At 72.4% G+C, this 13,217-nt stretch carries 16 protein-coding genes; 7 read left to right on the plus strand and 9 right to left on the minus strand.

Annotated features, from left to right (window positions below):
- Positions 1–21 precede the first annotated feature (21 nt).
- Positions 22–417, plus strand: coding sequence for a MerR family transcriptional regulator (locus ACRYR2_RS04790; protein WP_432561691.1), 396 nt, complete (start codon positions 22–24; stop codon positions 415–417).
- Positions 418–626: 209 nt separating this feature from the next.
- Here the strand turns inward: ACRYR2_RS04790 and ACRYR2_RS04795 are convergent, their stop codons facing one another.
- The 4 genes from ACRYR2_RS04795 to ACRYR2_RS04810 form a co-directional block, all read right to left on the minus strand.
- On the minus strand, positions 627–758 hold the full coding sequence (locus tag ACRYR2_RS04795; RefSeq protein ID WP_432561692.1) for a hypothetical protein: 132 nt from the start codon (positions 756–758) through the stop codon (positions 627–629).
- Complete coding sequence (locus ACRYR2_RS04800) at positions 713–862, minus strand: hypothetical protein (protein ID WP_432561693.1); 150 nt, start codon at positions 860–862, stop codon at positions 713–715. The genes ACRYR2_RS04795 and ACRYR2_RS04800 overlap by 46 nt, the downstream gene beginning before the upstream one ends.
- A 157-nt stretch (positions 863–1,019) precedes the next feature.
- The gene (locus tag ACRYR2_RS04805) at positions 1,020–2,288 is read right to left on the minus strand and encodes an MFS transporter (RefSeq protein WP_432561694.1); all 1,269 of its coding nucleotides are present in this window, start codon (positions 2,286–2,288) and stop codon (positions 1,020–1,022) included.
- A gap of 40 nt (positions 2,289–2,328) precedes the next feature.
- Positions 2,329–3,096: an MBL fold metallo-hydrolase gene (locus ACRYR2_RS04810; protein WP_432561695.1), complete on the minus strand. Its 768-nt coding sequence runs from the start codon at positions 3,094–3,096 to the stop codon at positions 2,329–2,331.
- Between the two features lie 129 nt (positions 3,097–3,225).
- On the opposite strand from ACRYR2_RS04810, the gene ACRYR2_RS04815 reads away from it, so the two are divergent.
- From ACRYR2_RS04815 to ACRYR2_RS04835, 5 genes are all read left to right on the plus strand, one after another.
- On the plus strand, positions 3,226–3,843 hold the full coding sequence (locus ACRYR2_RS04815) for a CGNR zinc finger domain-containing protein (RefSeq protein WP_432561696.1): 618 nt from the start codon (positions 3,226–3,228) through the stop codon (positions 3,841–3,843).
- A gap of 733 nt (positions 3,844–4,576) precedes the next feature.
- Positions 4,577–5,065, plus strand: coding sequence for an MFS transporter (locus ACRYR2_RS04820; RefSeq protein WP_432561697.1), 489 nt, complete (start codon positions 4,577–4,579; stop codon positions 5,063–5,065).
- Positions 5,065–5,808 carry a formylglycine-generating enzyme family protein gene (locus ACRYR2_RS04825; protein ID WP_432561698.1) on the plus strand — a complete coding sequence of 248 codons (744 nt, stop codon included), beginning with the start codon at positions 5,065–5,067 and terminating at the stop codon, positions 5,806–5,808. The genes ACRYR2_RS04820 and ACRYR2_RS04825 overlap by 1 nt, the downstream gene beginning before the upstream one ends.
- A complete protein-coding gene (locus ACRYR2_RS04830; RefSeq protein ID WP_432561699.1) occupies positions 5,805–6,185 on the plus strand; it encodes a YidH family protein in 381 nt (126 codons plus the stop codon). Before ACRYR2_RS04825 ends, ACRYR2_RS04830 begins: the two co-directional genes overlap by 4 nt.
- On the plus strand, positions 6,182–6,550 hold the full coding sequence (locus ACRYR2_RS04835; protein WP_432561700.1) for a DUF202 domain-containing protein: 369 nt from the start codon (positions 6,182–6,184) through the stop codon (positions 6,548–6,550). Before ACRYR2_RS04830 ends, ACRYR2_RS04835 begins: the two co-directional genes overlap by 4 nt.
- Positions 6,551–6,601: 51 nt before the next feature.
- Here the strand turns inward: ACRYR2_RS04835 and ACRYR2_RS04840 are convergent, their stop codons facing one another.
- The 4 genes from ACRYR2_RS04840 to ACRYR2_RS04855 form a co-directional block, all read right to left on the minus strand.
- Positions 6,602–7,957 carry an MFS transporter gene (locus ACRYR2_RS04840; RefSeq protein ID WP_432561701.1) on the minus strand — a complete coding sequence of 452 codons (1,356 nt, stop codon included), beginning with the start codon at positions 7,955–7,957 and terminating at the stop codon, positions 6,602–6,604.
- 68 nt (positions 7,958–8,025) lie between these two features.
- Positions 8,026–8,928, minus strand: coding sequence for a LysR family transcriptional regulator (locus ACRYR2_RS04845; RefSeq protein ID WP_432561702.1), 903 nt, complete (start codon positions 8,926–8,928; stop codon positions 8,026–8,028).
- A gap of 19 nt (positions 8,929–8,947) precedes the next feature.
- Complete coding sequence (locus ACRYR2_RS04850; RefSeq protein WP_432561703.1) at positions 8,948–10,306, minus strand: MFS transporter; 1,359 nt, start codon at positions 10,304–10,306, stop codon at positions 8,948–8,950.
- 42 nt (positions 10,307–10,348) lie between these two features.
- On the minus strand, positions 10,349–11,269 hold the full coding sequence (locus tag ACRYR2_RS04855; protein WP_432561704.1) for an amidohydrolase family protein: 921 nt from the start codon (positions 11,267–11,269) through the stop codon (positions 10,349–10,351).
- A gap of 182 nt (positions 11,270–11,451) precedes the next feature.
- Here ACRYR2_RS04855 and ACRYR2_RS04860 point away from each other — a divergent pair, with 182 nt between their 5' ends.
- Positions 11,452–12,102 carry a GntR family transcriptional regulator gene (locus tag ACRYR2_RS04860; protein WP_432561705.1) on the plus strand — a complete coding sequence of 217 codons (651 nt, stop codon included), beginning with the start codon at positions 11,452–11,454 and terminating at the stop codon, positions 12,100–12,102.
- Here ACRYR2_RS04860 and ACRYR2_RS04865 read toward each other — a convergent pair.
- Positions 12,087–13,166, minus strand: coding sequence for a 4-oxalomesaconate tautomerase (locus ACRYR2_RS04865; RefSeq protein WP_432561820.1), 1,080 nt, complete (start codon positions 13,164–13,166; stop codon positions 12,087–12,089). The genes ACRYR2_RS04860 and ACRYR2_RS04865 overlap by 16 nt on opposite strands.
- Between the last annotated feature and the right edge of the window lie 51 nt (positions 13,167–13,217).

Raw genomic sequence — 13,217 nt, forward strand, 5'->3', positions numbered from 1 at the left:
GCGGGGTGCTTGACTTCCGCGATGGTCACGGCAGACACCCCGGGTCACGACGCCGGGCGGCTGATGCAGATCGGCGAGGTCGCCGAGCGGGTCCAGCTCTCGCACCGCACGGTGCGCCACTACGACGACGAGGGCCTGCTCACCCCCACCCGCAGCGCCGGCAACTTCCGCCTCTACACCGAGACCGACGTCCAGCGCCTGCTGCTGATCCGGCAGATGAAGCCGCTGGGTTTCTCCCTGGACGACATGCGCCACCTCATCGAGGTCCTGGACCACCTGTCCACCGCTCCTGGCGATGCGGAACGCAAGCAGGAGTTGCGCACGTTCATCACGGTCGCGCAGGCACGACGCGACCGCCTCGCCCAGCAGGTCCGCACCGCCGATTCCTGGTTGGAGGGTCTGCGGTCGCACCTGTGAGGGGATCGCCAGCGCGACCTCGCGGCGGACGGTTGGCCCTCGACGTGGCTCCAGCGCCTACGGGTCAGGCCGGCGGAGCTGAGGCCGCGGACGTGGCAGGCCAGAGCCACGGCAGCCAGCACGCACTCGAAGGAGCCGGTCAGCCGTCCGCTCGAGCTGGCGTGCCGGCCTGCTGGCGCCCGGCGGTGATGGTGAGGACGACCGCGGCGTCAGCCGCTGGTCGGCGCCGGTCCACCGGCCAGCGAGGCCACGGTGCGGACCACCAGCCCGACCCGCAGCACGCGCCGGCGCCCGGTCAGGTCCCCGGTGCGGCCCTCGAGGAGCAGGCGTTGATCACCCACGGCAGCGCCGCCGGGGACATGCCCAGATCAGCCTGGATGCTCGGCAGGGCCGCGTTGGCGACGGTGTCGTCGAGCACGGTCATCAGCTGGGCAGTGGCGATCACCAGCAGCCCTGGTTCCGAAGGTCGAGGGGAGGCCGTAGGGCCTACGGCTGGAGCAGAGCGGGCATGAACGGTCCTCGATCGGCCGGTGGGTACCCCTAGGGGTACCCACCGGTCGGGGGTGGGCGTGTCCGAGGGCTGGGCGTCGACGAGGTGGCGCTCACTCCCGAGACCGCAGGCCCTGGGTTGCGCTGATGACCAGGACCAGCACGAGCAGGCTCGCCGCGAGACCGTCGAACCCGATGCGGGCCAGGACCGGGCCGGCCACGGCACCACCGGCCGCACCGGCGTAGTTCATGAGCGAGTCGGAAACCCCTTGCAGCCGCGGTCGTTCGGCCGGGCCCACGGCGGCGCTGACCAGCGTGGAACCGGCCACGATCGAGGCCGACCAGCCCAGGCCGAGCAGGACCAGGCTCACCGTCACCAGGACCGAGTCGTCCGCGCCCAGCAGCGAAAACAGCAGTGAGCCCAGGTAGAGCACCTGGCCGAGCAGGACGACGGTGCGCGCACCGAGGCGGTCGGTGAGAGCCCCGAAGACCGGCGAGAGGGCGTACATCCCCGCCACGTGCAGGCTGATGGTCAAGCCGACCACGCTCAGCGAGGCGCCGTGCTCGGTCAGGTGCACCGGAGTCATCGACATCAGCGCCACCATCACCGCGTGGCTCAGCGCCACCGTCAGCACCGCCCGGCGGGCCGCAGCCGAGGAGCGCAGCACCGCCAGGCCGCCGGCCGGTCGCCGGCCGCCCTTGGTGGCGCCCGCACCGGCGGCGCGCTGGGCCGCCGTGGCCGTGAGCAGGGGGTCGGGCCGCAGCCCGGTCCAGAACACCACCGCTCCCAGGACCTGGGCGATCGCGGAGATGACGAACCCACCGGTCAGCGACGGCAATCCCAGGGCCCGGCCGACCGCTTCGCCGGGTCCGAACAGGTTCGGGCCGGCGACCGCGCCGATCGTGGTGGACCACACCACCAGCGACAGGTCCCGCCCGCGGGTCTCCGGGGCCGCCAGGTCGGTGGCGGCGAAGCGGGCCTGGAAGTTCAGCGCTTGGGCCGAGCCCATCAGCAGGATGCCGGCCAGGACCAGCCACAGGCTGCCCAGCACGGCCGCGGTGACCACGACCGCCCCGCCCAGCACGGCCAGCAGGGCCCCGGTGCTCAGCGAGGTACGCCGCCCGCGCGCCTGGGCCAACCGGGCCAGCGGAACGGCCAGCACCGCCGCACCCAAGGTGCCCATCGTGGCGGCCATCCCCGACCAGGCCGAGGAGCCGGACACCTCGGTGATCAGCAGCGCGCCCAGGCTCAGGGTGGCGCCGGTGCCCAGTCCCCCCAGGACCTGCCCGGCGGCCAGGACGCGCACGACCCGTCGCTGCAGCTCGCGGTGCCTGCCCCCGGCCCCGGCGTCGGGCACCGTCGGTGCGTCCGGTTCGGTCATGTCCGTCTCCTCCAGTGCTCCAGAACTTCCGTGGACAGCCTCAGAAGGTGAGGGTCTCGCCGTCCTCGGGGACCAACACCTGCTCACCCAGGCCGCGTTCGCGGGCCAGGTCGCGCACCTGGGCGCGAGTGACGGTGCAGTGGTTGAGGGCCTCCATGTGCACGGCCACGATGCGGGCCGCGGGTGCGGCCTCGTGCACCGTCAGCACGTCCTGGTCGCCCATGAGGATGGCGAAACCGGGACCGACCCGGGCTTCACCGGTGTTCAGCACGACGACGTCGGGCTGGTGCTCGGCCAGCGCCGCCTGCACCTTCTCGTTCCACACGGTGTCGCCGGCGATGTACAGCGTGGGCTCACCGGGGTGGCGCACCACCACACCGCTGACCTCGCCCAGCACCGGCAGCGCGCTGAGGACCTCCTCGGCGCCGTGCCGGCCCCCGGTGAGGGTGAACGACGTCTGCCCGACCGTGACGGTTCCGTCGAGGATCCGCACGTCCTGGAACCCCGCGGCGGAGATCTCCTCGGCGTCGGCCTGGTTCTGCACCAGCAGCGTCACACCGCGGGGCAGCAGCGCGGCCGCGGCGGTGTCCCAGTGGTCGCCGTGGGTGTGGGTGACCACCACGACGTCGGGGTCGAGCAGGTCGGCCAGCGGGACGACCAGGTCGACCGTGGGGTTGCGGGAGGTGTTCCCGGAGGCGGCGGGGAAGGGGTCCATGGAGCCCTTGGCGCCCAGCATCGGGTCGACCACGATCCGGTGACCGCCGACCTCCAGCAGCAGGGTGGCGTTGCGGACCTGAGTGATCTTCACGGGAGAGCTTCCTCTCGAATCGTGGGCCGACACCGGGGCTTGCGCTCGACGCACGGTTGGCGTGGCGGTTTGCCGTGAGAAGCACGCTAGCCCACTCTCACGGATGTCAGCAATTGATATCGTGAGGGGGTGTCCGAGCACCAGAGCGCGCCCGCCACCCCGCTACCACCGGCCCCCGGAGCCGACGCGCACGTCGGCCTGGAACTGGCCAACAGCGCCGTGCGGGTTCCCCGTCGCGGCGGCACCGGACACGAGGTCGTCGAACTGCTGCCCACCCCCGCCGCCGCCACCGGCTGGCTCGTGGCGCACGGCCTGGCTCCCCGCGACGCACGTCTGCAGCAGTACTGCGCCGACCGGCTCACCACCTTGCGCGGCACCGTGCGGGAACTGCTGGCCGCCGCCGTCGACGGCCGCGCCCCCTCACCCGGCGCGGTCGAGGCGCTCAACCGCGCCCTGACCCGCACCCCGACAGTCCAGCTGGTGGCCTGGAACTCCTCGGCCGGTTTCCACACCGAACTGACGCACCCCACCACACAGATCGTCGAGCACGCCCTGGCCGCGATCGCCGGCGACGTCGTCGGCCTGCTCACCGGACCTGACGCCGCTCTACTGGCCGCCTGCGGGGCCGAACCGTGCAACCGCTACATGCTGCGCACCCACGGCCGGCGGCACTGGTGCTCCACCCGTTGCGGCGACCGCGTCCGCGCCGCCCGCTCCTACGCCCGCCGCACTCAGGTACCCGCCTGACACGCACCGCGCTCGGCCAACCTCCTCGCGGTTCGTTCCAGTTCCACCGTGATCCGAGTGTTGCCGGGAAGGGATGACGTCGAGCGCCCGCCCCACGCAGTCGAACACCGCCGCTCGCCTCGTCGGTGCTGGACAACGCCTTCACCGCAGTCGGGCGGACCGCCCAGGACACGCTCGCCGAGGTCGTGGCCCCCGGCTGGCGGCGGCCCCGGGCCGCCCGCACGCCTTCGCGACGCAGTTCGGCCAAGCCGACGTCGAGGCGGCCGTGGAGTTGCACCGCAAGGAGTTCCAGCCCGCCGAGGCACTGCCCCAACCGTACGACCTGGTGGGCGTCATCGCCGACGACGACCCCGAGCGGGCCCGCCGCGAGGCGGCGTCCTCGGCGTCCTCGGCGATGGCCGTCTGCGCATGTTCCAGGGCCGGCACTTCAGCCTGCTTCCCCGGGAGGAGGTGCAGGCCACCCCGCCGACCCGCGAGGGCGGGCTGTCCTGGACCTGTACACGCGCGAGTTCCTCGACGGCACGCCCGCCGAGGTGGCCGGCCCCTTGGAGCGGCTGCACGCCGGAACCGGCGTCGATGAGGTGATGCTCGTGGTCACGGGGCGGTCTGACCGTCCTCGCCGCCCTGGTCGTGGTCGTCACCTTCGAGGACCCCGGCCTGGGCGCCAGTGAACCTGCCACCGCGCGCACGACGGCCGAAGAACGCGCCAGCAGCCCCGAACTCCGGTCGCATCGTGGTCCTGCAGGTCGCCCAGTCCGGTTCCGGCCTGGCGGCCATCGTCGGCACGCAGGTCGACTGGGGTTCCATCGGTCTCTTCGCGGTCTTCTGGGCGCTGATGGGCTTCGTCCAAGGGCTCAACCCCGGCGTGAACCGTCCCATCGTCGCCGCCGTGGTGCCGCCGGAACTGCGTGGTGCGGCCTTCGCCCTCATGCTGTCCGTCTTCCAGGCACTGGGGTACGTCGTCTTCAACCTCGTCGCCGGCTACCTCGGCGAACGCATCGGCCTGAGCGCGGTCATGCTCTGGATCCCCGGGGTGCTGATGCCGGTCAACGGCCTGTACCGCACCTGCCCGCGACACCGCCCGCCTCGAGGAACTGATGCAGGAACGCGCCGGTCGCTCAGGTGCGAGCGCGGCCCCGCCGGTGCCACGAGGCACCGACGGGGCCGCGGTGGTCGTCCTGCCACCTCGAGTGCTCGTGGCCCGTTGGCCAGTGCTCCATGATGGAGCCCAGGACCGGCGCCCCTGACCGGAGGACATGCGTGAACCACCCCGTCGGCAGCTTCTGCTGCACACCTCGCACCGCCCGCGGACCGCTCGAGCAACTCTCGAGGTCGGTGGGCGCGCCCACGGACGCGCCGCTGCCCGCCACGGCGAACGCCCTACCCGGTGGCCCCTTCCGGATGGGCACCGACGACGCCGAGGGCTACCCCTCCGACGGTGAGGGACCCGTGCGCGAGGTGACGGTCGGCCCGTTCGCCATCGACACCCTCACCGTCTCCAACGCCCGCTACGCGCAGTTCGTCGAGGCCACCGGGTACGTCACCGAGACCGAGTGGGAGTACGCCGCCCGCGGCGGGCTGGAGCAGGCCCGCTTCCCCTGGGGCGACGAACTCACCCCCGGCGGGCAGCACCGCTGCAACGGCTGGAAGGGCACCGCCCCCGTGGACGCGTACGCACCCAACGGGTTCGGCCTGCACAACGTCGCCGGGAACGTGTGGGAGTGGTGCGCCGACTGGTTCTCCGCCACCCACCACCTGACCCGCACCAGTCCCGCGGACCGGACGAACCCCACCGGTCCGGCCACCGGGGACTCCCGGGTCATGCGGGGCGGGTCGTACCTGTGCCACGCCTCCTGCTGCAACCGCTACCGCGTCGCGGCCCGCACCGCGAACACCCCCGACAGCGCGGGTGGGAACAACGGGTTCCGCGTGGTCTGGGACCTGCCGACCGGAGCCGGCCGGTGAGCAGCTCGACTCCCGCACGGCCCAAGCGGTTCCCCGCCTCGGTCTACGACCACGGGGCCGAACCGGACCCGCGGTTCTCCCTGGCCAACGAACGCACGTTCCTGGCCTGGATCCGCACCTCGCTGGCGCTGCTGGCCGCCGGCGTGGCGCTCGAAGCCCTCAGCCTGCCGTTGCAGCCGCAGCTGCGGCTGGCCGCCTCGGTGGTCCTGGTCGTGCTCGGGTTGCTGGCGCCGGTGCAGGCCTGGCGCGGCTGGGCCCGCGACGAGCGGGCCATGCGCCGCGGCGAGCCGCTGGCCTCCCCAGCGCTGGCCGCCCCGCTGAGCGTGGGCACCGTCGCCGCCGGGGTGCTGGTCCTGCTCGGGCTGCTGCTGCGGTGAGCGCCGACCCCACCGGGCCGGGGCCACGGCGCCTGTACGACCCGGGACTGCAGCCCGAGCGCACCGCCCTGGCCTGGCGGCGCACGTCCCTGTCCCTGCTGGCCGTCTCCCTGGGCGCCGCCCGGGTCCTGCCCACCCAGCTCGGCACCGGCGCGGTCGTGCTGGGGCTGCTCGGAGCCGCGTGGGCCGTGGGCATCCACCACCTCTCCGGCCGCCGCGTCCGGCGGGCCACCGACCGCCTGCTCACCGCAGGCGACCTGGCGCACCCCCACAGCGGCGGCGTCCTGCTGGCCGGAACCGCCGCCGTGGTCCTGCTGCTGGGCCTGGGTGGGCTGGCCCTGGTGCTGACGCACGGCAGCAGCTGACCCGGCGCTGCGGTCGCCGGGGGGCGAGACGCCACCCGCACGAGCGCGGGCTCATCCGATCTCCTCCTTGCGCGGCTCCCTGCGCCCGGTCGCGTCCGCGACGTCCACCTGGCGCGGCAGCCGCTCGAACCTCAGCAGGGCCGCGATGACGCTGGCCGCCACGAGGAACACCGCGATCGTGACGAGGGCCAGCGTGAAGCTCCCGGTCGACTCCCGGACCAGTCCGATGCTCCACGGCCCCACGAGACCGCCGAACTGGGCGATCGTGTTGACCAGCGCGACCGTCGCCGCACCCGCCGCCCCGGTGCGGATGGACGAGGCGAGGCTCCAGAACAGCGGGTTGCCCGCGTAGATGAACAGGCCGGTCAGGCAGAGCAGCAGGTACGCGACGACCTGGTTCGGGACGTAGGCGCTGGCCGCGATCGCCACGGCGCTGGCCCCGTAGACCACCGACAGGTGCCGCTTGCGGTCCCCCGTGCGGTCCGAACTGCGCCCGACGACGAGGACACCGACGACACCCAGCAGCGGCGGCAGGGCGGACAGGAAACCGACCTGCACCTCGCTGAAGTCCCCCATGCCGTCGATGATCTGCGGCAGCCACAGGAGCAGGCCGTAGATGCCCACCAGGGCGCAGCCGAACATCGCGGCCAGCGTCCAGACCCGGGCGTCACCCACGACCTCCCGTACGCGCACGTGCCGGCTCCCACCCAGCGCTTCCCGTTCGGCGGCGAGGGTGCTCTCCAGCCAGTTCCGCTCCTCCGGCGACAGCCAGGACGCCTCCGCCGGGCGGGGCGTCATCGCCCGGACGGCGACGAAGCCCAGCGCCGTGGCGGCCAGGCCCTCGACGATGAACATCCACTGCCAGCCGTGCAGTCCCGCGAACTCGTCCAGGGAGGTCATGAGCCCGGTCGACAGCGGCCCGCCCAGGACGGCCGCCACGGAACTGCCGACGATGTACCCACCGACAGCCCGCGCGCGGTACTGCACCGGGAACCACAGGGTGACGTACACCGCGACCCCGGGCAGGAACCCCGCCTCCATCGCGCCGAGCAGGAAGCGCATCACCCAGAAGCTCGTGTCGCCGACGACGAAGGCGGTCGCGGCCGCCACCAGTCCCCAGGTGACCAGGATGCGCGCGATCCACCGCCGGGCACCCACCCGGTGCAGCGCCAGGTTGCTGGGGACCTCGAGGAGCATGTACCCGAGGAAGAAGATGCTGCCCGCGAACCCGAAGGTCGCCGGACCGATGCCCAGGTCCTCACCCATCTGGAGCTGGGCGAAACCGATGTTGATCCGGTCCAGGTAGTTCACGAACAGCATGACGAACAACAGCGGAACCAGCCGCACGTAGGCCTTGCGCATGGTCCGGGCCGCGATGTCGGGCACGGGGGTCCTCGTCGACTCCATGTCCCGACGGTAGGAGCCGCGGTCGGCGGGAGTCCAAGACGGTTCCGGGAACCTTGTATGCGGGAGAACTATGGTTCCTGGTCAGGACCCTGCTGCTCGTCCGGCAGGCAGTCCAGGAAGTCGGTGACGGGAACCACCGCACCGTCGGTCGGCCAGGTGACCGCGACGGTCGAGCGGGCCTCCGCGAACTCGCGCACCGGCCGGAAGGCGACGTCGGCGCGCCCGTGCCGGGCCACCGATTCCGCCACGAACGTGACGCCGAGCCCGGCCGCCACCAGGGCGATCGCCGTCTGGATCTCGAACGTGCGGTGCTCCACGTGCGGCACCAGGCCCGCGGCGCGGTAGAGGTCCTCGACCGAGCGCGCGAACTGCGCGCGGGGATCCCTGGGGTACAGGACGACCGGCGACGCGGCCAGGTCGACCAGCGACGGCTCCCGGTGGGCTGCCGCGGGGTGGTCCCGGGCGAGCGCCACGAGCACCCGCTCGCTCAGGACCGTCCGCGTGGAGAAACCCTCCAGCGGGGAGGGCTGCCGACCGAGGCCGACGTGGATGCTCCCGGCGCGCAGGGCGTCCGCCTGGTCCTCGGTCACCATCTCGAACAGCTTCAGCTCCACGTCGGGGTGCCGTGCGTGGAACGTCTTCAGCGCCGGCGGCAGGACGCTGTACCCCGAGGACCGGGTGAACCCGATGGAGAGCCAGCCCCGTCGTCCCAGGGCGATCTCACGGGTTCCGGCGGCCGCCCGCTCCCAGGCGGTGATGACCTGCTGGGCGTGCTGGCTGAAGTACTCCCCGGCCGGGGTGAGCCGCAGCGGCCGGTGGCTGCGGTCGACCAGCTGGGCACCGAGGTGGGACTCGATGCGCCTGACCTGCTGGCTCAGAGCCGGTTGCGCCAGGTGCAGTCGCTCCGCGGCCCGGCTGAAGCTCAGCTCGTCCGCGAGGACCACCACGCACTGCAGGTCCCTGAGGTTCACGCGTCGCCGGCCGTGCGGGTCACCGGCTCGCGGCCTCGGCCGGCGAGTGCGTCGCGTCCAGCCGCGCCTGCCGCGTCCGGGGCCCGAAGACGGCCAGGACGACGGCTCCCACCAGCCAGGTTCCCGCGATGAAGTAGAAGACGCTGCGGTAGCCCGACCCGCTGTAGAGGCCGGCGATGACCAGTGGCCCGACGGCGTTCGACAACCGCCCCAGCCCGTAGGACACACCCGTCCCGAGCGAGCGCCCCCTGGTGTCGAACAACTCCGGGGAGTAGGCGTAGCCGAGGGCGGTGTAGCCGCGCTCGAAGAGGTTGACGAGGAAGCCGAACACGACGATGAGCACCGGGTTGAACGTCAGGCCGTAGACGAGCCCGCACAGGGCGATGACCGTTCCGAAGGCGACCAGGCACCACTTGCGCTCGAACCGGTCGGTCACCAGCGAGGCCAGGAACGAACCCAGCGGCGCCCCCACCGTGGTCAGGGCGACGTAGAAGATCGACTTCTCGACGCTGAACCCCTCCTGGGCCAGCAGCGTCGGCGCCCAGCTGGAGTACCCGAAGAACCCGATGGTCTGGGTCACCCACAGGACCGTCAGCAACAAGGTGGGGCCGAGGTACTTGCGCTGCAGCAGGATGGACAGCGGCGCCTTGGCGATGGGAACGACCGGGGCGGGCGGCGCCGGCTGCGCCAGCTGTCCCCGCTCGGCGGCCACCTGGTCCTCGATGTCGCGCAGGACCGCGTCGGCCTCGTCGTGCCGGCCCTTGCTCTCGTACCAGCGCGGCGACTCCCGCAGCCGGCGCACGAAGAGCAGGAAGAAGATCCCCAGCGCACCCCAGAGGTACACCAGGCGCCACGACCAGTCGTTGGCGGGGACGACGGCACTGGCGATGAGGTTGGTCACGGGCGTACCGCAGATGCCGATGACGATGGCGTAGGCCTGGTACTTGCCCCGGACCGCCGACGGGTACATCTCGTTGATGTAGATGACCGCGACGACCGTCATGGCCGACAGTCCCGCCGACGTCAGGACCCGGCAGACGCCGAGCGAGACGACGTCCCAGGTGAAGACGGAGGCGAAGGAGAACAGCGCGAACCAGACCGTCGTGGCGGTCAGCGCGCGCAGACGCCCCCACCGGTCGGCGAACCAGCTGCCCACCAGCGATCCGAAGAACATGCCGACGAACGACAGCGACGTGACGTACGCGATGTGGTCGACGGTGACACCCCACAGGTCCACGAGGCGTGGGGCGGTGGTGGCGAAGGTGTTGATGTCGGCGAACTCGAAGAAGTAGGCGAAGGAGACGGCGACGAGCATGACCTTGTGGAACCGCGAGACCGGCAACCGGTCCAGACGGTTCGCGGCGTTGGCGTTCAGCACGGGATCCCTCTCAGCGGGAGGACGATCGGGGTGGGTGGCAGCTCAGACGGCTTCGTCCGGCCAGTACAGGCGCATCGGGTTCTCGACCAGCAGCAGTCGCTGGGCCTGCCCGGTCCGGGCGAGCAGGGGCACGTGGTCGACGAGGAGCCCGTCGTCGGGCATGTGGTCGGTCAGGTTCGGGTGCGGCCAGTCGGTGCCCCACAGGACGTGGTCGCCGAACTCCTCCACCACCCGACGGCTGAAGGGCAGGACGTCCAGGTAGGCGTGCCGTTCCCCGTTCAGCGCGGGCGGGCCGCTCACGCTGAGGCGTTCCGGGCAGCTCACCTTGACCCAGGCGGCGGTGCGGTCGACGAAGCGCAGGAACCGGCTGAACTCCGGACCGGTCACCGGGGCCGTCACGTCGGGCCGCCCCATGTGGTCGATGACGAGCGGGACGGGCAGCGTCTCGAAGAAGCCCTCGAGCTCTTCGAGCTCGGCGGCCTCGAAGTAGACGACGACGTGCCAGCCCAGGGGCGCGATGCGGCGCGCGATCGTCGCCAGGTCGTCGCGGGGGGAACCGTCGACGAGGCGTTTGAGGAAGTTGAACCGGATGCCGCGCACACCGGCCTCGTGCAGTTCGCGCAGTTCCTCGTCGGTGACGTCCGGCCGCACGGTCGCCACTCCCCGCGCGCGTCCGGCTGACGACCGCAGGACGTCCACCATCGCGCTGTTGTCGGCACCGTGGCAGGTGGCCTGCACGACGACGTTCCTGCTGACCCCCAGGTGGTCGCGCAGCGCGAACAACTGCTCCTTGCTCGCGTCGCACGGGGTGTACTTGCGTTCGGGGGCGAACGGGAACTGCGCCGCGGGACCGAACACGTGGCAGTGCGCGTCGACGGTTCCCGGCGGCAGCCGGAACTGCGGCCGGGTCGGGTCGGCGTACCAGTCCAGCCAGCCTTCGGTCTTGGACGGCGTCGTGGTCACGGCATCTCCCTCGATGCGGAGGACCGGCCGCGGAGGCCGGAGCGGGTACGGCGGGCCGCGTCCACGCGTGCCCTCGTCGCCGACGACCCTAGGTCGCCCGGGAAGACTGCGCAAGAGATTGGCGACACGATTGTCAACGATGTCGTGACGGATACGATCGGGGTGATCTGAGGAGGTCGGAGATGACGGACACCCCCCGCGAGGGCGCAGCGGCCACGCGTCGCGCCGTCGAGGCGTTGCGGTCGGCGCTGCTGGCCGGCGACCTCGCTCCGGGGCAACGGCTCGTCGAGGCCGACCTGGCTGCCACCTTCGGCGTCAACCGGGCCAGCGTGCGCGCGGCACTGCTCGACCTCGCGGCCGAAGGGCTGATCGAGCGGATCCCCAACCGGGGCGCCCGGGTGCGGGTCGTCTCCGTCGAGGAGGCGGTGGCGATCACGGAGTGCCGGATGGTGCTGGAGGGCCTGTGCGCGGCCAAGGCGGCCGAACGTGCGACCGGTGAGCAGATCGGCGTCCTGCGGGACCTCGGCGGCCAGCTCGAGGCGGCCGTCGCCGGTGGTGATCCGATGAAGTACTCGGCCCTGAACCGGGAACTGCACCGCCTGGTACGTGAGTACTCGGCCCAGCCCTCGGCCTCCGAACTGCTGGACCGCCTGAACGGGCAGATCGTCCGCCACCAGTTCCGGCTGGCCCTGCGGGCGGGCCGGCCGCAGGTCTCGCTCCCCGAGCACCTGGCGATCATCGACGCGATCGCCGCCCGCGAGCCCGAGCGCGCCGAGAGCGCCGCCCGGGCCCACCTGGCGAGCGTCATCCGGGCACTTCAGGAAGACGTCTGAGCGTCGTCGTCGCAGGAGCGGGCGCGGGGGTAGGCGGTGCCGTCGAACAGCAGGCGGGCGGTGCGGACCACCCCCGAGCGCAGGGCCCGCGGCGGGTCGGCCGTGGCGTCCACGACGACGTCGACCCGCAGGCTGCCCGTCGGGTGCTCCACGTCGACCGACGTCCGGTCCGCCGGCCAGTCGCGGGTCAGGTCGTGTCCCACCGCACCCGGCAGCAGGAGCCCGGTGACGACGGTGACCGCCGCCAGGACCCCGATGGAACTGTGCGGGGTGGTCGGGATGAACGACCGCGTGCACACCTGACCCCCCTCCCGGGCCGGAGCCACGAGGATCGTCTTGGGCACCGAGGAACCCGACACGTCACCCAGGCCCATGAGTTCCCCGGCCCGGGTGCGGAACTCGTCGACGCGCCGCAGGAGGTCCTCGTCGGCGGCCAGCTGCTCGTGCGTCTCGTACCCGGTCAGCCCGAAGGCGGCGGCCTCGGCCAGCACCACCGGCATGCCGTTGTCGACGCAGGTCACCTCGACCTCGCCGATGCGGTCCCGGACGTTTCCCGTCGGCAGCAGCGCGCCGGTCGTCGACCCCTCGGTGTCGCCGAAGGCCAGCACCACCGCCGCGGCCGTCCCGGGGACGCCCGCGATCGCCACGTCCCCGCGGTACTCCACGCGCCCTCCGGGGGTGCCGAACGTCGCCACGGCCGTGCTGTCGGAGTTCACCATGCGGATCCGCACGCTCGTCTCCTGCGCACCGGCCTCGACCAGCCCGCGCTCGACGGCGAAGGGACCGACGCCGGCCAGGATGTTGCCGCAGTTCTGCTTCGCACTGACGAGCGCCTCGTCGACCCCGAGCTGCAGGAACAGGTAGTCGACGTCGGTGTCGGGGTGCTGCGACGGGCTGACGACCGCGACCTTGCTGGTGAGCGAGGTGGCCCCGCCGAGCCCGTCGATCTGCCGGGGATCCGGGGTTCCCATGAGCCGCAGCAGCAGGTCGTCGCGTTCGTCCGGGTCCGACGGCAGGTCCGCCGCCTCGAAGAACAGGCCGCGCGAGGTCCCACCGCGCAGCATCGCGCACCGGACCCCGGTGTCCGCGTAGGTGTCCGCGTAGGTGTCCGAGTA

This window comes from Kineococcus deserti, from assembly GCF_050871945.1.
Lineage (GTDB): Bacteria > Actinomycetota > Actinomycetes > Actinomycetales > Kineococcaceae > Kineococcus.